This is a genomic window from Streptomyces sp. NPDC026377, assembly GCF_055567715.1.
In genome coordinates, this window is the sequence record NZ_JBVHPV010000004.1 from 173,079 (window position 1) to 190,833 (window position 17,755).

Below are 17,755 nucleotides of genomic sequence, written 5' to 3' on the forward strand. Positions count from 1 at the left end.
CCCCCAGGTAGATACGTCCGGTCCCGGGTGGAGTCCGCTCGGGACCGGACGTTTTTTCGTGGTCATCCGATCGAAACCCGCCAGGGGTGTTGCGGATGGCCGGTTCTGCGCCAAAATCCTCTCGACCTTCTACGCGCGTCGAGGACGTCTACGCGCGTAACACCTCGTCAGGGAGTGCATCACATGCCGCTGAACCGTAGGACGTTCCTGGGCACCACGGCCGCCGCCGGGGCCGGTGCGGCCATAGCCGGGGGCGTCGCGGCCCCCGCCGAGGCCCATGAGCGCGGGCACGGGCACGGCCACGCGCCGAAGCGGTACTCGTTCAGCGTCATGGGCACCACCGACCTGCACGGCAACGTCTTCAACTGGGACTACTTCACGGACAAGGAGTTCGACGACAAGGCCCACAACGACGTCGGCCTCGCCAAGATCTCCACGCTCGTCGAGCAGGTCCGCAAGGAGAAGGGCCGCCACAACACCCTCATGATCGACGCGGGTGACACCATCCAGGGCACCCAGCTGTCGTACTACTACGCCAAGGTCGACCCGATCACGGCCAAGCACGGCCCGGTCCACCCGATGGCGCAGGCCATGAACGCGATCGGCTACCACGCCGCCGCCCTGGGCAACCACGAGTTCAACTACGGCATCCCGGTGCTGCGCAAGTTCGAGGAGCAGTGCGACTTCCCGCTGCTCGGCGCCAACGCGCTGGACGCCAAGACCCTGAAGCCGGCCTTCCAGCCGTACGTCATCAAGCGGCTGCGCACCCCGCACGGGCGGGACGTGAAGGTCGCGGTCCTCGGTCTGACCAACCCCGGCATCGCCATCTGGGACAAGGCCAACGTCAGCGGCAGGATGGTCTTCCCCGGCCTTGAGGAGCAGGCCGCGAAGTGGGTGCCGAGGCTGCGCTCGATGGGCGCGGACGTGGTGGTCGTGGCGGCCCACTCGGGCTCCTCCGGCACCTCCTCCTACGGTGACCAGCTGCCGTACATCGAGAACGCGGCCGCGCTGGTGGCCCAGCAGGTGCCGGGGATCGACGCGATCCTGGTCGGGCACGCGCACACGGAGATTCCCGAGTACCGGGTGGCGAACAAGGAGACCGGCAAGGAGGTCGTGCTCTCCGAGCCGCTGAAGTGGGGGCAGCGGCTGACCGTCTTCGACTTCGACCTGGTGTGGGAGAGGGGCCGCTGGACGGTCGAGAGGGCGGGGGCGAAGGTCCTGAACTCCAACGCCGCCGCCGAGGACCCGAAGATCGTCCGCCTGCTCTCCGACGAGCACCGTAAGGTCGTGGCGTACGTCAACCAGGTCATCGGCACGTCGAAGGCGGCGATGAGCACCGCCGAGGCGGCCTGGAAGGACGAGCCGATCATCGACCTGATCAACGCGGTCCAGGTGGACACGGTCAAGGCGGCGCTCGCGGGCGGCGCGTACGCGGCGCTGCCGGTGCTGTCGCAGGCCTCCTGCTTCTCGCGCACGGCCGTCATCCCGGCGGGGCAGGTCACCATCAAGGACGCGGCCGGCCTCTACCCGTTCGAGAACACGCTGGAAGCCCGGGTGCTGACAGGGGCGCAGCTCAAGGACTACCTGGAGTTCTCGGCGCGGTACTACGCGCAGACGCCGGCCGGGGCACCGGTGGACCCGGCGAAGCTGACGAACGCGGACAACACACCCGACTACAACTATGACGCGGTGTCGGGGCTGGTGTACGACATCGACATCGCGAAGCCGGCCGGTTCCCGGATCGTGAACCTGTCCTTCCAGGGCAAGCCGCTGGACCCGGCCGCGCAGTTCGTGCTCGCCGTCAACAACTACCGGGCCAACGGGGGCGGCAACTTCCCGCATGTCGCCGGGGCGAAGCAGGTGTGGGCGAACTCCGAGGAGATCCGGAACACGATCATCGCGTGGGTGAAGGCGAAGGGGGTGGTGGACCCCGCCTCGTTCGCTTCCGTGGACTGGAAGCTGGTCCGGGACGGGGTGCCTGTCTTCTAGGCCCTCGTGTGCGGGTCGTGGGGGCTGGTCGCGCGGTTCCCCGCGCCTCCTGGGAGGACGGGGGCGGCCCGCCACGCCGGGTGAAGCCCGCGCCCGCGCGGTGGCGCACGCCGCGCCGTCGCGTCGGGTCCCCCGGGGGGCTCAGCCCTCCAGGGGGATCAGACCCTCCGGGGACCTCGGTGCCGGGCGGGGGGCCTCCGGCCTGGTGAGGCCGAACGTCGTGAACGCCGTACGGGCGGGGAGCGGGTAGGGCTCCTTGCCCGTCAGGGTGTTCAGGATCGTCGCGCTGCGCCAGGCGGCCAGGCCCAGGTCGGGGGCGCCGACGCCGTGGGTGTGCTTCTCCGCGTTCTGGACGTAGACCGCTCCGGTGACCGAACTGTCCAGGACCAGCCGGAAGTCGGCGTCGATGCGCGGGCGTTCGCAGGAGTCCAGGCGCATATAGGGGTCGAGCCCGGACAGCATGCGGGCCAGGGGGCGCTCCCGGTAGCCGGTGGCGAGGACCACCGCGTCGGTGGTCAGCCGGGAGCGCACGCCCTGCTGGGCGTGTTCGAGGTGCAGTTCGACCTTGGTGGTGGCGACCCGGCCCGCCGTACGGACGTTGACCCCGGGGGTGAGGGTGGCGTCGGGCCAGCCGCCGTGCTGGGTGCGGCGGTAGAGCTCGTCGTGGATGGCGGCGATGGTGTCGGCGTCGATGCCCTTGTGGAGCTGCCACTGGCGGGGCACCAGCTCGTCGCGGACGGGCTCGGCCAGGGCGTGGAAGTAGCGGGTGTAGTCGGGCGTGAAGTGCTCCAGGCCCAGCTTGGAGTACTCCATCGGCGCGAAGGTCTCGGTGCGGGCGAGCCAGGTGAGGCCCTCGCGGCCCGGGGGGCGGCTGCGCAGCAGGTCGAGGAAGACCTCGGCGCCGGACTGGCCGGAGCCGACGACGGTGACGTGGTCGGCGGCGAGGAACCGCTCGCGGTGGTCCAGGTAGTCCGCCGAGTGGACGACGGGCACGGCCGGGGCGTCCGCGAGCGGCTTCAGCGCCTCCGGCACGTACGGCTCGGTGCCGACGCCCAGGACCAGGTTGCGGGCGTAGGAGCGGCCCAGGGCCTCGGCCTGGCCGTGGGCGTCGAGCTGGGTGAAGTCGACCTCGAACACCTCCCGTTCGGCGTTCCAGCGGACCGCGTCCACCTGGTGTGCGAAGTGCAGTCCGGGCAGGTTCTCGCTGACCCAGCGGCAGTACGCGTCGTACTCGGTGCGCTGGATGTGGAAGCGCTCGGCGAAGTAGAACGGGAAGAGCCGCTCGCGGTGGCGCAGGTAGTTGAGGAAGGACCAGGGGCTGGCGGGGTCGGCGAGGGTCACCAGGTCGGCCAGGAAGGGGACTTGGAGGGTGGTGCCCTCGATGAGCAGGCCGGGGTGCCAGTGGAAGGCGCGGCGCTGTTCGTAGAAGGCGGTGGAGAGTCCGCCGGGGACGCCGTGGGCGAGGGCGGCGAGCGAGAGGTTGAAGGGGCCCACTCCGATGCCCACCAGGTCGTGCGGACGGTCGATGTCTTGGGCGGGTGCCGGTGCGGTCATCGCGGGGTGCTGCCTTCCACGGTCTTGAGGAGCTGTGCCAGGTCGCCGGGGGTGGTGTGGGGGTTGAGCAGGGTGGCCTTGAGCCACAGGCGCCCGTCGGCGCGGGCCCGGCCGAGCACGGCGCGGCCCTCGGTGAGCAGGGTGCGCCGGATCGCGGCGACCTCGTCGTCGGTGGCGCCGGCCGGGCGGAACAGGACGGTGGAGATCGCGGGGCGTTCGTACAGGTCGAGCGCGGGGTTCTGCTCGACGAGGTCCGCGAGGAGCTGGGCGAGGCCGATCGTGCGGTCGACGAGGGCGGCGAGGCCGGTGCGGCCCAGGGCGCGGAGGGTGACGGCGATCTTCAGTACGTCGGGGCGGCGGGTGGTGCGCAGGGAGCGGCCGAGGAGGTCGGGCAGCCCCGCTTCGGTGTCGTCCTCGGCGTTGAGGTAGTCGGCGGTGTGCGCGAGCGGGGCGAGGCGGGCCGGGTCGGGGACCGCGAGGAGTCCGGCGGCGACCGGCTGCCAGCCGAGTTTGTGCAGGTCGAGGGTGAGGGAGTGGGCGTGTTCGAGGCCGCGCAGCTTGTCGCGGTGGGTGTCGCTGAAGATCAGCGGCCCGCCGTACGCGGCGTCGACGTGCAGTTCGGCGCCGTGCCGGGCGCACAGGGCGGCGATCTCGGGGAGCGGGTCGACGGCTCCGGTGTCCGTGGTGCCGGCGGTGGCCGTGACGAGCAGGGGGTGGGGCAGGGCGGTGAGGGCGTCGTCGAGGGCGGCGAGGTCGAGGGTGCCGGAGGGGGCGGGGACGGTGACGGGCGCGGGCAGTCCCAGCAGCCAGGCGGCGCGGGCGATCGAGTGGTGGGCGTTGGCGCCCTGGACGACCTGGACGGGGCCGTGGTGTTCGCGGGCGAGCAGCAGGGCGAGCTGGTTGGACTCGGTGCCGCCGCTGGTGACGAGCGCGTCGCCGCCGGGCCAGAACGCGGCGGCCACTGCCCGGGTGACGAGGGCTTCGAGCTCGGCGGCGGCGGGGGCCTGGTCCCAGGAGTCGAGGGAGGGGTTCAGGGCGCAGGCGGCGAGGTCGGCGGCTGCCGCGAGGGCCAGCGGCGGGGTGTGCAGATGGGCCGCGCAGCGCGGGTCTGCGGGGTCGGCCGCGCCTTCGGCCAGGGCTCTGACCAGGGTGGTGAGTGCTTCTTCGGCGCCGGTGCCGTGGGCGGGGAAGACCTCTCCGGCCGCGGCTTTGACCCGTACGGCCACGGCTTCGGGGCCACCGTGCGGCAGCGGGCCTCCCCGGGCCACCGCGCCCTCGGCCAGCGCGTCCAGGACGACGCCGAGGAGGGGGCGCAGGGCGGCGGGGCCGGTGGGGCCGCCGGCGAGGGGCGGGGTGTGCATGCGGGGGGAGTCCTTCGGGTACGCGAACGACGGCTCCCCCAGCGTGCGGCGTCCCGGCGCGGTCGGACCGCCGGGCGGGGCGATCTCAACCCGAAAGTGGTACTTGGCCCCCGGAGGCGGGGTACCGGGGGGTGGCGCGCTGGTATGAGCACGCCACCCCTGTCACCGGACCTCCCCGATCGGGCACCGGGCGGGCACGCCTCGCCCACGGCCCCCCTGGACCTCCCCCGTCACGCGTTACGGACCGCCAGGGCCCGGCGCAGGTCGTCGACCTGGTCGGTCAGCTTGCGGCGCAGCGCCGGCAGGAGGTCGTCCCGGGACAGACACGCCTCGCCGAGGGCCACCGCCTCCTCGTCGACCGCGGTGTGCGGGAAGGCGTAGCGGCCGGCCGCCTCCGCGATCGCGGGGCCGCGGCGGGCGGCCAGCGGGACCGCGTCCACGTAGAAGGCCGCCACGTACTCCCGTACGAGATCGGCCTGTTCGGGCTGCCAGAAGCCCTGGGCGGTGGCGGTGAACAGGTAGTTGGAGAGGGTGTCCCCCTCGAACATCGCCGCCCACGCCGCCGTCTTGGCCGAGGGGTCGGGCAGCGCGGCGCGGCAGCGGGCCGCACCCTCCTCGCCCGTGGCGCTGTGGTCGCGGGCCAGCTCGGCGTCGATCTCCGCCTCGGAGACCGCACCCAGGACCGCGAGGCGGGTCAGGACGCGCCAGCGCAGCTCCGGGTCGAGTTCGGGGCCGCCGGGCACGCTCCCGTCTGCGAGCCACTCCTGGATGGTGTGGGGCTGGGCGGCGCAGTCGATGAAGTGGCGTACGGCGATGAGGCGCAGGCCCGGGTTGTCACCGTCCTCGGTGCGCCGCAGCAGGTCGCGGGTGAGCTCGCCGAGCAGGGCGAGGGCGGCGGGGCGGGCGCTGTCCGCGAGGTAGCGGTCGGCGACCTGGGCGAGGGCGAAGCCGAGGACGCCCTGGACGACGGCGAGGTCCGACTCGTACGGCAGGTGGGCGCGGGCCGCCTCCAGATAGGCGGCGGGCGCGAGCAGGCCGTCGCGGACCATGTCGCGGGCGGCGTTCCAGACGACGGCGCGGCTGAGGGGGTCGGGCAGCCCGGACAGCGAGCGCAGGGCGGTCTGCCAGGACTCGGAGTCCAGGCGCACCTTGGCGTAGGAGAGGTCGCCGTCGTTGAGGAGCACGAGCGAGGGGCGGGCGCCGGGGCGGGCCAAAACCGTGCCCGGCACGTCGATCTCGAAGCGCTCGCGCAACACGAGCCGCCCGGGCCTCGCCGGGTCGGTGTCGTAGGCGCCGACCGCGATCCGGTGCGGGCGGTCCCCGTTCTGCTCGACGGCGAGCGTCCAGGAGCCCTCGGCCTCGGCGACCACCGGCGTGAGGGTGTCCACGCCGGTGGTGCGCAGCCACTTCCGCGCCCAGGCGTGGACGTCGCGGTCGGTGGCGGAGGCCAGGTTGTCGATGAAGTCGGCGAGGGTGGCGTTGGCGAACCTGTGCCGCTTGAAGTGGGTGTTGATGCCCGCGAGGAAGTCCTTCTCGCCCATCCAGGCCACCAGCTGGCGCAGCGCGGAGGCGCCCTTGGCGTAGGAGATGCCGTCGAAGTTGAGCATCGCGGCGGCGGTGTCGGGCACGGCGTCGGGGTCGGGGGCGACGGGGTGGGTGGAGGGGCGCTGGTCGGCGTCGTAGCCCCAGGTCTTGCGGACGATGCCGAAGTCCACCCAGGTGTCGGTGAAGCGGGTCGCCTCGGTGAGCGTCTGGTAGCCCATGTACTCGGCGAAGGACTCGTTCAGCCAGATGTCGTCCCACCAGCGCAGGGTGACCAGGTCGCCGAACCACATGTGGGCCATCTCGTGTGCGACGACCATGGCTCGGGTCTGGCGCTCGGTGTCGGTGACGGCGGAGCGGAAGACGAACTCGTCGCGGAAGGTGACCAGGCCCGGGTTCTCCATCGCGCCCGCGTTGAACTCGGGCACGAAGGCCTGGTCGTAGGAGTCGAAGGGGTAGGGCTCGTCGAACTTCTCGTGGTAGCGGTCGAAGCACTGCCGGGTGATCTCGAAGAGCTCCTCGGCGTCGGCGTCGAGGTGGGGCGCGAGCGAGCGGCGGCAGTGCAGGCCGAAGGGCAGGCCGGCGTGCTCGGTGGTGATCGAGTGCCAGGGGCCCGCGGCGAGCGCCACGAAGTAGGTGGAGAGCAGCGGTGTGGTGGCGGCCTTCCAGCGGCCCCCGCCCTGGTGCTCGGTGATGCCGTTGGCCAGCACGGTCCAGTTCTCGGGCGCGGTGACGGTGAGGTCGAAGACGGCCTTGAGGTCGGGCTGGTCGAAGGCGGCGAAGACGCGCTGCACGTCCTCCATGAAGAGCTGGGTGTAGAGGTAGGTCTCGCCGTCGGCGGGGTCGGTGAAGCGGTGCAGTCCCTCGCCGGTGTGCGAGTACGTCATCTCCGACTCGACGCGCAGCTCGTGCGGGCCCTGGGTGAGGCCGGTGAGCGCGAGGCGGTTCCCGGCGAGTGCGGCGGGGTCCAGCGGCTCCCCGTCGAGGGTGACCGAGCGCAGGGTGGCCGGCTTGACCTCGACGAAGGTGTCCCCGGCCGCGCGTGCGGTGAAGTGGATGACGGTGTGGGAGTCGAAGGTCTCCTCGCCGGTGGTGAGATCGAGGGCGATCTCGTACCGCTGGACGTCGAGGAGCCGGGCACGGGTCTGCGCTTCGTCGCGCGTCAGTACGGACATGGAGGCCATGCTGCCCGATGTGCCCCGGTCGGCACATCGGGAGGGCGTTGCGCTCTCAGCGCACGCGCCGGGCGGGTGCGCCGCGGCTCACGAGGACTTGGCGATCGTCTCGTGGTGCCTGATCACCTCCGCGATGATGAAGTTCAGGAGCTTCTCGGCGAAGGCCGGGTCCAGCTTGGCGTTCTCCGCGAGGCGGCGCAGCCGGTCGATCTGCTGGGCCTCACGGGCGGGGTCGGCCGGCGGCAGCTTGTGCTCGGCCTTGAGGTGGCCGACCTGCTGGGTGCATTTGAAGCGCTCGGCGAGCATGTGGACGACGGCCGCGTCGATGTTGTCGATGCTGTCCCGGAGCCGGGCGAGCTCCGCCTGCACGGAGGGGTCGATCGTGGTCATGGTCGTCGAGCTTACGTGGCCGGGCCGGGGATCGTCGGAGGGTGTTCAGGATCCGGGATCCTCTCGCTCCAGCCGCCGGGGACGGCCCGTCCCTGCTGCTCGCGGAAGCGGACCGGGGCGGTGCCGACGCGCCGGGTGAACAGGCGGGAGAAGTACGCGGGGTCGTCGTAGCCCACCCGGCGGGCCACGGCGGCGACCGGCAGCTCGGTGGCGGCGAGGAGCTCCTTGGCCCGGCCGAGGCGGATGCCGAGCAGATAGTCCTTGGGGCTGCATCCGGCGCCCCGGCGCACCGCGGCGCGCAGGGCGGCGGGGGTCATTCCGTGCCGGGCGGCGTGCTCGGCCACCGACAGCGGCCGGAAGGCGTCGCGGGCGAGCGCCTGGAGGACGGGGTCGCCGTCGGGCGCGAGGTCGGCGCGGGCGCGGCGCAGGGCGACGAGGAGTTCGTGGACGGCGGCGCCCGTCTCGACCTCCAGGAGCGGGTTGCCCCGGCGGGCAGCCCGGGCGATCCTGCCGACGGCGGCGCGGGCGCCGGCCGTGTCGGCGAGCGGGACGACGGGCCGGTCGGGCTCGATGTAGCCGAGTTCGGTGTAGGTGGCGGTGGCGGGTCCGGCGAAGTCGACGAAGGACTCGTCCCAGCCGGTGGTTGGGTCGGGCCCGTAGTGGTGGGGCACGCCCGGGGTGAGCCAGAGCAGCGCGGGCGCGGTGACGGTGACCCGCCGCCCGTCCGCGCCCTCGAACCAGCCGCCGCCCGCGCCGATCACCACGGCGACGTGGTGGTCCAGGGTGCGCGGGCCGACGCACGGAAGGGCGCCGTGCTGCATCCCGACGCCCAGGCAGACCAGTCCGAGCCGGTGGTGGACCTGGCTCGGCGTGAAGTAGCGCATCCAGGTGTGGTACATGCCGCCTCCGCCGCCTCCCGTCACCTCTTTGCGTCCAATCAGCGCCGATCTTTGTCCATGGACCGGGGCCCGCGCCAGGGGCGAGGGTGGCGGGGCGCGGAACGAGAGACGGGCGGGGCGATGGCTGACTTCACCGTGGGTGAGAAGGACTTTCTGCTGGACGGACGGCCGGTGCGGCTGCTGTCGGGGGCGCTGCACTACTTCCGGGTGCACGAGTCGCAGTGGGGCCACCGGCTGGCGATGCTGCGGGCGATGGGGCTGAACTGCGTCGAGACGTACGTGCCGTGGAACCTGCACGAGCCCGCCCCCGGCCGCTACCGGGACGCGCGGGCGCTGGGGAGGTTCCTGGACGCGGCGCACGCGGCCGGGCTGTGGGCGATCGTGCGCCCCGGCCCGTACATCTGCGCCGAGTGGGACAACGGCGGGCTGCCGCACTGGCTGACGGGGACGCTGGGGAGGCGGGTGCGCACCCGGGACGCGGAGTACCTGGGGCATGTGGAGCGCTGGTTCCGGGCGCTGCTGCCGCAGGTCGTGGACCGGCAGCTCGGCCGGGGCGGTCCGGTGGTCATGGTGCAGGTGGAGAACGAGTACGGCAGCTACGGCTCGGACCGGGTGTATCTGCGGGCGCTGGCGGAGCTGCTGGGCGACCTGGGCGTGAGCGTGCCCCTGTTCACCTCCGACGGTCCCGAGGACCACATGCTGAGCGGCGGCAGCCTCCCGGGGCTGCTCGCCACCGTGAACTTCGGCTCGGACGCCCGCGAGGGCTTCGCGGTGCTGCGCCGCCACCGGCCCCGGGGGCCGCTGATGTGCATGGAGTTCTGGTGCGGCTGGTTCGAGCACTGGGGCGCCCGGCCGGTGGTGCGGGACGCGAAGGAGGCGGCCGGGGTGCTGCGCGAGATCCTGGAGTGCGGCGCCTCCGTCAACCTCTACATGGCACACGGCGGCACCAGCTTCGCCGGGTGGGCGGGCGCCAACCGGGACGGCGCGGAGCAGCTGGGCCCGCTGCGGCCGGACGTCACCTCCTACGACTACGACGCGCCGATCGACGAGTACGGCCGCCCGACGCCGAAGTTCTGGGCCTTTCGCGAGGTGCTCGCCGGGTACGCCCAGGACCCGTTGCCCCAGCCGCCGCCCGCGCCCGCGCGGCTGGGCGCCCCGGTCACCGTGCCGCTGAGGGAGTGGGTGGCGGCCGAGGACGTACTGGAGGCGCTGGGGACGGCGGAGGAGGTGCACGCGGTGCCGCCGACGTTCGAGGAGCTGGACGTGGACCGGGGGGTGGTGCGCTACCGCTTCACGGTGCCCGGGCCTCGGCAGCCGTATCCGCTGCGGGTGCTGGGGCTGCGCGACCGGGCGGTCGTCCACGTGGACGGGGTGCGGACCGGGGTGCTCACCGAGGACGACGCGGTGCTGAAGGAGCCGGTGGCCGGGCCCGCCGAGGTCGAGCTGTGGGTGGAGTCGCTGGGGCGCGTCAACTACGGGCCACGGCTCGGCGAGCCTAAGGGGATCACCGGTGGGGTGCTGCACGAACGCCAGTTCCTGCACGGGGTGCGCGCGAGTGGCCTGCGGCTCGACGCGTTCGAGGAGGTGTTCGCGGACCCGGAGCGCCTCCGGCGGCTGCCGCTGCGTTCAACTGCGGAGGCGGGGCGGGGGCTGTTTCGCGGCACGTTCGACGCACCGAACAAGGGGGACGCGCGCCTGGAACTCCACGGACTGGTCCGGGGTTTCGTCTGGGTGAACGGCTTCAACCTCGGGCGTTACTGGAACACCGGACCGCAGCGGTCCCTTCACGTCCCCGGGGCGGTACTGCGGGATCAGGCCAACGAGGTGTGGGTGTGGGAGCTCGAGGTTGAGGACGCAACAGGTCCGGAAGTGAAATTCCACTAGCCTCGAAGGGCGCCCAAGAAAGCGCGTTCTCCATTTCCGACGCACCCTTTGAGGTTGACATGAAGGATCTCATCACCCGATCCCGCATCGCCAAGTTGGCCGCCTCTGGAGCCGCCGTGGCAGCCACCCTGCTGCTCGCCACTCCCGCGTCCGCCGCGACCACGATCTCGGTGACCCCGAACACGGGGCTCCTGGACGGCCAGACCGTCTCGGTCACCGCTTCCGGATACACGCCCGGCGCCGCCGTGAACGTGGGCGAGTGCGCCTCCGCCACCGTCTGTTCCAACGACGTCAAGTACCTGACCGCCGACGCCGACGGCGCCATAGCGGTGACCCTCGACGTCAAGAAGGCCTTCACCGCCAAGGACTGGTCCACCGGCCAGGACGTCTCCGTGGACTGCGCCGCCGTGCAGTGCAACATCACGGCCTGGGAGCAGACCACCGGGAACACCGTCCAGACCATCTCCTTCGGCTGAGCCGACGCTGCCCCGCCTCCCCCAGGGGGCGGGGCAGCCCCATGTCCCGGCCCCTCTACACCTCCCGCACCTCGAACGCGTCCAGCGTGAACTCCGCCGTCCCGTCGTCCCCGGTCTTGCGCAGCCCGACCCACGCCTCACCGCTCGCGGGGGCCGTGAACGCGTAGCCGAGGACGGTCGGCCCGGCCGCCGCGCCGAAGACCTCACGGCTCAGCTCGCGCGTGCCGGAGCCCTCGTCGACGGCCGTGACCCACGCGTACTGCCCGGCCTTCTCGCACGCGTAGCGGAAGGTCACCTGGTAGCGCTTACTGGGGAGGAAACGGACGGTGAACGGCACGGTCCGGTAGACCAGGCCCTCGTTCTCGCCACGCGACTTGAGCGACTGGCCGCCGTCGATCACGTCGTCGACGGCCTTCCCGTTCCAGCCCCGCTGGGTGTACGGGGCGTGCCGCTGCGCGATGTGGGTGCGGGGGTCGGTGGCGCCGCCCGCGTCGCCCTTGACGAAGACGCCCCAGCCCTGCGGCACGTTCTCGAAGTCCTCGTACACCAGCGCGCCCTCCTTGGCGGTGGGCCGGGCGGGCACGATCCGGACGTTGTCGAACCGCACCCGGGCCTGCCCCGCCTCGGCGCACAGGCGCAGCTCGACCGGGCCGCCGCCCTCGGGGACCGCGAAGTGGGTGGACATCCGCTGGAAGCGGGTGCCGTGCTTGCGGTCGGCGGCGACGAAGTTGGTGGCCGTGGAGGTCGCCGTCCAGGTGCGGGCCCTCACCCCGTCCGCGGTGCGCACCTCCAGGGCGGCCACCCGCCGCTCCCCCGCCTCCTCGCCCACCTCGACCTGCACGGACGCGGCGTAGGTGCCGGGTGCGAGGCGGGCCACACGCCGGCCGACCGAGGCCGCCGCGCCCGCGCCGATCACCAGCTCGTAGTCGCCCAGCGCGCTGCGCCGGACGGCGGCCGGGCCGCTGACCGTCCAGCCCTTCAGGGAGCCGGAGTGGAAGCCGGGGTCGTACAGGGCGGTGCCCTGGCCCCAGCGCGGGTCGCGCACGGGGGTCCGCTCGCGCAGGACGACATGGGGCTGTCCGGCCCTCGCCTGCTCGATGGTGACCGTGCCGGAGCGGACCGGCAGCTCCCGGGCGTCGGCGCGGCCCTGGTCGGTGAGCCGGTACAGGACGACGGTACGGGCCCCGGACCAGCCGCGCGGGAGCCGCCAGCGGGTCGTGCCGCCGGCCGGGTTGTAGTGGTAGAGCTTGGCGGGGTCGGTCGCGCGGCGCGGCTCCCAGGGCAGCAGATAGGCGCCGCCGTCGTACACCACACGCCCGTCGGTGGTGATCCGGCGGGTGCCGTCGGTGTCGGAGACCGCGGTGGCGCCGGGCCCGAAGAAGGTGATCTCGTGCTCGTCCCAGCGCCGGACCGGATACGCCTGGAGGTACTTGGCGGGCAGCGAGTGGGTCCAGATCAGCTCATAGAACGCGTTCCAGTCGGTCTTGCCGACCCACCCCTCGAAGGTGCCCATCCGGGAGTGGCCGAGCAGGGTCGGCCACTTGTCGGCGAAGACGTCCTTCTGGTGGTGGCGGATGAACCGGATCAGCCGGGAGTTGATCCCGCGCGAGGTGTCGCCGCCGTAGTCGGTCTCGTTGGCCCAGTGCGACCAGAGCGAGGAGCGCTCCAGGCCGTGGCCCCACTCGGAGGCGACCAGCCAGCCCTGGGCGCGCAGCTCGCGCTGGAGGCGGTCGGAGGTCCAGCCGGACTCGCGGAACACATCGATGTACAGGGCGTTCAGGGCCGGGTCGGTGTCGCGGCGCAGGGCGGCGAACCGCCGTGCGATGTCACCGGAGACCAGGTCGCGGCGCTGGTCGATGCGGTAGGACTGGTCGAGCCAGTCCCACTGCTCGTTGTCCTTGTCGACCAGCGTCTCGGAGAAGGCGTGGGCGACGGGGTAGGACTCGGTGGCGTTGACGTGGACGGCGAAGTCGCTGTTCCACTTCTTGCCCTCGCGGACCAGCTGGTTGAGGTCTTCGAGGCCGCCGGCGCGTTCGTTGTAGTTGCCCGCGTAGTCGGGGTGGGCGGAGTCGTGGCCCTCGGACTGGTAGCCCTTGAGCAGGGTGTACTGGCGCAGGCCGTCGGTGGCCAGCGAGATCCGTTTGACGTTGTCGAGGGTGGCCAGGAACGGGTTGGTCGCCTGCGAGGCGAAGTTGAAGGGGATGTGCGGGACGACCCGCAGGTGCTGCTCGTCCGCGCCGAGCGGATCGGCCATGATGTCGCGGAAGGCGATGGCCGCGTCCTGCCAGTCGACGATGCCGTCGCCGCCCCGGTCCCCGGTGACGATCACGGTGGCGTACGGCAGGGGCTCGGTGTCGTCCACGGCGGCGGTGGCGGCCCGGTGCGTCCACTGGCCCGGGACGAGCCGCGCCTCGGCGTATCCGTCGCGCCGCACGGTCTGGTGCCACAGCCGCCCGTTCTCCCAGGTGGTCCCGGCCGCGCTGTCGGGCTTGTCGTAGACGGTGTTGGTCTCGACGGCGCCGCCGAGCGTGTCGTGCGCGACGACGGCGTAGGCACAGCCGACGGGTGCCGCGTCCGGGGCGGTGTCCGCGGTGACCCGGACGAGCGTGTCGCCGCTCGTGGCCTTGTCCAGCTGGATCCGGGCGGCGTAGAGGGTCGCGCCCGGCTGGTCACCGCGTACACAGAGCAGGGCGAGGCCGGGGATCTGGAGGGTGCCGACGCGCAGGGCGGGCGTGTCGTGGATACGGGTGACGCGCCAGTCGACGCGGTGTCCGTCGACGCGGATCTCCACGTCGACGGCGGTGCCGCTGTCGCCGAACGCGAGGCGGTACGCGACGCGGTCGCGGCCGGGCCGCGCGGTGACGGCGGGGGTGTGCGCCACCCCGTCGATCAGCACCTCCCGGACCGGGTCCCGCTGTCCGTACAGCATCGCGCCGGTGGCGCGGTCGGTGTACGAGACGATGCGGGGGAAAGCGGTGTCGAGGCGTACTTCCAGGGCGGGCGAGCGGACGACGCGCTCGCCGTCCGCCGCCGCGCTGGCGGCACCGGGCGCGCCGAGCGCGGCCCCCGCCCCGGCCAGCGCGGTGGCGGCCACCACCGTCCTCCGCTTCGGTCCGCGTACTTCGGCGTTCACGTGGGCGTCCTCCTCGCGACGGGGGCGTGCTGTCCTGTGCCTGGTCACGATGGGGCGGGGGGAGGGGGTGTGCCCATGGACAAAGGGGAGGAAGGTGTTGGACTGAGCGGTCCGGCCGCGGGCTTCCCCGTATCCGCGGGGGCACGGGGGCCGCGTGAGCGGTCCCGGTCGGCCCGCGGCCGGACGGCGTCGCGCCGCGCCCGTTACAGCGTGGCCGCCGCCCTCGCGATGTCGGCCGCGAAGGTCGAGACCTCGCTGTAGACGCCCGGGTAGCCCGGCTCGGCGCAGCCCTGTCCCCAGCTCACGATGCCGACCTGGACCCAGGCGTTGTCATTGTCCTTGCGGAACATGGGGCCGCCGGAGTCGCCCTGGCAGGTGTCGACGCCGCCCTGGTCGACGTAGCCCGCGCAGATCTCCTCGCTCGGGACGAGGTCGCTGCCGTACGCCTGCTGACACTGGGCGTCGGAGACGAAGGGGACCGTCGCCTTGTAGAGGTAGCGCTGCTGGCCGCCGCCCTCGCTGCGGGCGCCCCATCCGGCGATGGTGAAGGTGCCGTTGTTGTACTGGGTGGTCGTGGCGATCTTGAGGGTGGGCTGAGCGACCGGCTTGGCGAGCTTGATCAGCGCCCAGTCCTTGCCCTTGCCGTCGTAGCCGGGCGCCTGGAGCACCCGGGTCGAGCGCACCTTGACGGCGCTGCTGCTCTGGAGGTCGACGACGCCGGTGGTCGCGGTGATGGAGGTGTTGGCGCCGGAGCCGTTCACGCAGTGGGCGGCGGTGAGGACGATCTGCTGGGTGTAGAGGGCGCCGCCGCAGCCCATGGAGAGGCGGACCATGAACGGGAACTCGCCCTGGGCGGCGCGGGTTCCGCCGACCACGGGCGTCTGCGACGCCGAGGCGCCGGTGGCGGGCTGGAGCGTGAAGGCGGCGAGGGTGACCGCGGCGACGGCGACGCATCTCTTGAGGGCGCGCGCGAGTGTGTTCTTCAAGGGACTGCCCTTCGTGGGGGGTGGACGTCCGCGCGCCGACACACCGTGGGGATGACATGGGCGCGTCAATGCGCGTGCTGTGGAGTATGAGAGCCGTCCTGGGGGCCGACAAGGAGGGGTTTTTGGCCATGCGGGCGAAGGGGGGTGAGCGCCCCGGGTCCCCGTCTTTTGGCCGCGGGTAGTGGTGGGTTGCTCGCGCAGTTCCCCGCGCCCCTCAAGCCGTCCCCGGCCCCCTCTTTTGGCTGCGGGCCGTCGGGGTTGCCGGCAACGGTTCCCCGCGTCCCTGGGGAGTTGGGGCGCGGGGAACCGTGCGGTCGGGGAGTGTCCGTGTGGGTGCGGGGTTCAGCAAGCGAAGTCGACCAGATCGAACGTGCTGTAGTGGTCCGAGGTGTAGTAGTCCTCGTCCGTCTGGCGACCCGTGACGATGCGGCGGGCGCCGCGGGTAGGGGAGTTGGGGGTCTTCACCGTGTACTCGTGGTAGTAGCCGCTCGACTGCGACGGCAGTACGTGCTCGCGGTTGGAGAAGACGACGCCGTCCTGCGAGTACGGGAACGGGCCGCCCGCGTCGATGAGCCGCAGGGTGTCGTGCGCCTGCGAAGGCAGGGCCGAGTAGCAGATGCTGCCGGTGGCCTGAACGGACGCGGTGGACACCATGGACGCCGTGGTCGCGGTGGCCGGGATCGCGGTCGGGCCGAGGAGCAGGGTCGCGGCGGCCGCGACGGCAGCACCGAGCGTGGTGAGGCGTGGGGGGATTCTCATGGGCGCCATGATGACGCGCGTAGAGCGGCGGCGGTCAAGACCGATCCCCTTGAATTTTCCCCGAGTTAACCCGCGACACCGTGCCGTAACGGGGGCGTCCATCCGCCTTTGCCCTCATGGCCAGAATTTGGCCATTCTTTCGTTTCGGCGAACTAACGGCCTTGCTACCCTCCCCTGCCATGGACCACACCAGGGACCACAGCCTCGCCGCCGACCGCGCCAAGGCGGTCGAAGACCTTCTCCACGTGGCACGCGAACACAGCGGCGTCACGGTGATGTTCCACACCGCGATAGCCGAAAGGCAAGGCCTGGGAGCCTCCGAGACGAAAACACTCGATCTGCTGGAGCGGTACGGTCCCCTCACCGCCAAGGAACTCTCCCAGCACACCGGCCTCGCCCCCGCCTCCGTCACCGGCCTCGTCGACCGCCTGGAGGCCAAGGGGTTCGTCCGGCGCGCCAAACACCCCACCGACAAGCGGCGCGTCCTCATCGAAATCCGCTGGGAGAACATGTACGGCCTGAAGCGGTTCTTCGTGGACTGGTCCCGGGAAGTGGCCGAATTCTGCGAGGAGTTCACCACGGAGGAGCTGGGGACCGTGGTCCGCTTCCTGGCCGGTAACAGCACGCTCCAGCGCGAGGCGGCGGCGAGGCTCGGGCCCTAGCCCGCTCCCCCGCCCGCATCCCGCATCCCGCATCCCGCATCCCGCCGCGTACCGTCCCCCGTTCACCCCGCCCCGTACACCGCTCCCGGCGCCTCGGCTTCCCCCAGAAGCCGGCGTGCCGCCTCCCCCGCCTCCGCCGGGGTCCAGCGGGCCCCCTTGTCCGCCGTCGGGCCCGCCCGCCAGCCCTCCATCACGGTGATGCGGCCCCCCTCCGCCTCGAAGACCCGGCCCGTCACCCCTTCGCTCGCGGCCGAGCCCAGCCACACCACCAGCGGCGACACGTCCTCGGGTGCGGCGGCGAGGCCGGTGAAGACCTGTTCGGTCATCCGGGTGCGCGCGGCCGGGGCGATCGCGTTGACCTGGACGCCGTAGCGCGCGAGCTCGGCCGAGGCCACCAGGGTCAGGCCCACGATCCCCGCCTTGGCCGCCGCGTAGTTGCCCTGGCCCACACTGCCCAGCAGCCCGGCCCCCGAGGTCGTGTGGACGACCCGGGCCACCGGGCGGCGGCCCGCCTTGGACTCGGCACGCCAGTGCGCCGCCGCCTCCCGCAGCGGCAGGAAGTGGCCCTTGAGATGGACCCGCACGACCGCGTCCCAGTCGGCCTCGTCCAGGTTGACCAGCATCCGGTCGCGCAGGAAACCCGCGTTGCTCACCAGCGTGTCCAGGCGGCCGAAGTGGTCGAGGGCGGCCTCGACCAGGGAGGCCGCGCCCTTCGCCGTCGCGATGTCCCCGCCGTGCGCGACCGCCTCGCCGCCCGCCGCGCGGATCTCGGCGACGACCCGGTCGGCCGGGCTGCCGGGGGCCGGGGCGCCGTCGAGGCCGACGCCGAGGTCGTTGACGACCACCCTCGCCCCCTCGGCCGCGAACGCCAGGGCGTGCGCGCGGCCGAGCCCGCGCCCCGCACCCGTCACCACGACGACCCGCCCCGCACCGATGTCCGTCATC

13 protein-coding genes are annotated in these 17,755 nt (G+C 72.6%); 4 read left to right on the plus strand and 9 right to left on the minus strand.

The window, feature by feature from the left end:
* The first annotated feature begins 183 nt into the window (after positions 1–183).
* On the plus strand, positions 184–1,989 hold the full coding sequence (locus tag ACZ4MU_RS11100; RefSeq protein WP_467873945.1) for a bifunctional metallophosphatase/5'-nucleotidase: 1,806 nt from the start codon (positions 184–186) through the stop codon (positions 1,987–1,989).
* Between the two features lie 141 nt (positions 1,990–2,130).
* Here the strand turns inward: ACZ4MU_RS11100 and ACZ4MU_RS11105 are convergent, their stop codons facing one another.
* The 5 genes from ACZ4MU_RS11105 to ACZ4MU_RS11125 form a co-directional block, all read right to left on the minus strand.
* Complete coding sequence (locus ACZ4MU_RS11105; RefSeq protein WP_467873947.1) at positions 2,131–3,543, minus strand: lysine N(6)-hydroxylase/L-ornithine N(5)-oxygenase family protein; 1,413 nt, start codon at positions 3,541–3,543, stop codon at positions 2,131–2,133.
* Positions 3,540–4,904 carry a pyridoxal phosphate-dependent decarboxylase family protein gene (locus tag ACZ4MU_RS11110; RefSeq protein ID WP_467873950.1) on the minus strand — a complete coding sequence of 455 codons (1,365 nt, stop codon included), beginning with the start codon at positions 4,902–4,904 and terminating at the stop codon, positions 3,540–3,542. Before ACZ4MU_RS11110 ends, ACZ4MU_RS11105 begins: the two co-directional genes overlap by 4 nt.
* 230 nt (positions 4,905–5,134) lie before the next feature.
* Entirely contained in the window at positions 5,135–7,621 is a 2,487-nt protein-coding gene (gene pepN, locus ACZ4MU_RS11115; RefSeq protein WP_467873953.1) for an aminopeptidase N, read from the minus strand.
* Between the two features lie 87 nt (positions 7,622–7,708).
* Positions 7,709–8,011 carry a chorismate mutase gene (locus ACZ4MU_RS11120; RefSeq protein ID WP_358836478.1) on the minus strand — a complete coding sequence of 101 codons (303 nt, stop codon included), beginning with the start codon at positions 8,009–8,011 and terminating at the stop codon, positions 7,709–7,711.
* Positions 8,012–8,022: 11 nt separating this feature from the next.
* Positions 8,023–8,910 carry a helix-turn-helix domain-containing protein gene (locus ACZ4MU_RS11125; RefSeq protein ID WP_467873956.1) on the minus strand — a complete coding sequence of 296 codons (888 nt, stop codon included), beginning with the start codon at positions 8,908–8,910 and terminating at the stop codon, positions 8,023–8,025.
* 120 nt (positions 8,911–9,030) lie between these two features.
* On the opposite strand from ACZ4MU_RS11125, the gene ACZ4MU_RS11130 reads away from it, so the two are divergent.
* Positions 9,031–10,794, plus strand: a complete 1,764-nt coding sequence (locus ACZ4MU_RS11130; protein WP_467873958.1) for a glycoside hydrolase family 35 protein — start codon at positions 9,031–9,033, stop codon at positions 10,792–10,794.
* Between the two features lie 59 nt (positions 10,795–10,853).
* A complete protein-coding gene (locus ACZ4MU_RS11135; RefSeq protein WP_467873960.1) occupies positions 10,854–11,270 on the plus strand; it encodes an enediyne antibiotic chromoprotein in 417 nt (138 codons plus the stop codon).
* A gap of 55 nt (positions 11,271–11,325) precedes the next feature.
* On the opposite strand, the gene ACZ4MU_RS11140 is transcribed toward ACZ4MU_RS11135, so the two are convergent.
* From ACZ4MU_RS11140 to ACZ4MU_RS11150, 3 genes are all read right to left on the minus strand, one after another.
* Complete coding sequence (locus tag ACZ4MU_RS11140) at positions 11,326–14,403, minus strand: endo-alpha-N-acetylgalactosaminidase family protein (protein WP_467873963.1); 3,078 nt, start codon at positions 14,401–14,403, stop codon at positions 11,326–11,328.
* Positions 14,404–14,606: 203 nt separating this feature from the next.
* On the minus strand, positions 14,607–15,389 hold the full coding sequence (locus ACZ4MU_RS11145; protein WP_467873967.1) for a S1 family peptidase: 783 nt from the start codon (positions 15,387–15,389) through the stop codon (positions 14,607–14,609).
* A 342-nt stretch (positions 15,390–15,731) separates the two neighbouring features.
* The gene (locus ACZ4MU_RS11150) at positions 15,732–16,148 is read right to left on the minus strand and encodes a guanyl-specific ribonuclease (RefSeq protein ID WP_467873970.1); all 417 of its coding nucleotides are present in this window, start codon (positions 16,146–16,148) and stop codon (positions 15,732–15,734) included.
* A gap of 179 nt (positions 16,149–16,327) precedes the next feature.
* On the opposite strand from ACZ4MU_RS11150, the gene ACZ4MU_RS11155 reads away from it, so the two are divergent.
* On the plus strand, positions 16,328–16,810 hold the full coding sequence (locus ACZ4MU_RS11155) for a MarR family transcriptional regulator (RefSeq protein ID WP_467873972.1): 483 nt from the start codon (positions 16,328–16,330) through the stop codon (positions 16,808–16,810).
* A 62-nt stretch (positions 16,811–16,872) separates the two neighbouring features.
* On the opposite strand, the gene ACZ4MU_RS11160 is transcribed toward ACZ4MU_RS11155, so the two are convergent.
* Positions 16,873–17,754: an SDR family oxidoreductase gene (locus ACZ4MU_RS11160; protein ID WP_467873974.1), complete on the minus strand. Its 882-nt coding sequence runs from the start codon at positions 17,752–17,754 to the stop codon at positions 16,873–16,875.
* Position 17,755: the final 1 nt, after the last annotated feature.

What these genes read in the sequence shown, in the direction of transcription:
- ACZ4MU_RS11100 (WP_467873945.1), top strand. Translation starts at nt 184, where the DNA reads ATGCCGCTGAACCGTAGGACGTTCCTGGGCACCACGGCCGCCGCCGGG.
- ACZ4MU_RS11105 (WP_467873947.1), bottom strand. Translation starts at nt 3,543, where the DNA reads ATGACCGCACCGGCACCCGCCCAAGACATCGACCGTCCGCACGACCTG.
- ACZ4MU_RS11110 (WP_467873950.1), bottom strand. Translation starts at nt 4,904, where the DNA reads ATGCACACCCCGCCCCTCGCCGGCGGCCCCACCGGCCCCGCCGCCCTG.
- pepN (WP_467873953.1), bottom strand. Translation starts at nt 7,621, where the DNA reads ATGTCCGTACTGACGCGCGACGAAGCGCAGACCCGTGCCCGGCTCCTC.
- ACZ4MU_RS11120 (WP_358836478.1), bottom strand. Translation starts at nt 8,011, where the DNA reads ATGACCACGATCGACCCCTCCGTGCAGGCGGAGCTCGCCCGGCTCCGG.
- ACZ4MU_RS11125 (WP_467873956.1), bottom strand. Translation starts at nt 8,910, where the DNA reads ATGTACCACACCTGGATGCGCTACTTCACGCCGAGCCAGGTCCACCAC.
- ACZ4MU_RS11130 (WP_467873958.1), top strand. Translation starts at nt 9,031, where the DNA reads ATGGCTGACTTCACCGTGGGTGAGAAGGACTTTCTGCTGGACGGACGG.
- ACZ4MU_RS11135 (WP_467873960.1), top strand. Translation starts at nt 10,854, where the DNA reads ATGAAGGATCTCATCACCCGATCCCGCATCGCCAAGTTGGCCGCCTCT.
- ACZ4MU_RS11150 (WP_467873970.1), bottom strand. Translation starts at nt 16,148, where the DNA reads ATGAGAATCCCCCCACGCCTCACCACGCTCGGTGCTGCCGTCGCGGCC.
- ACZ4MU_RS11155 (WP_467873972.1), top strand. Translation starts at nt 16,328, where the DNA reads ATGGACCACACCAGGGACCACAGCCTCGCCGCCGACCGCGCCAAGGCG.
- ACZ4MU_RS11160 (WP_467873974.1), bottom strand. Translation starts at nt 17,754, where the DNA reads ATGACGGACATCGGTGCGGGGCGGGTCGTCGTGGTGACGGGTGCGGGG.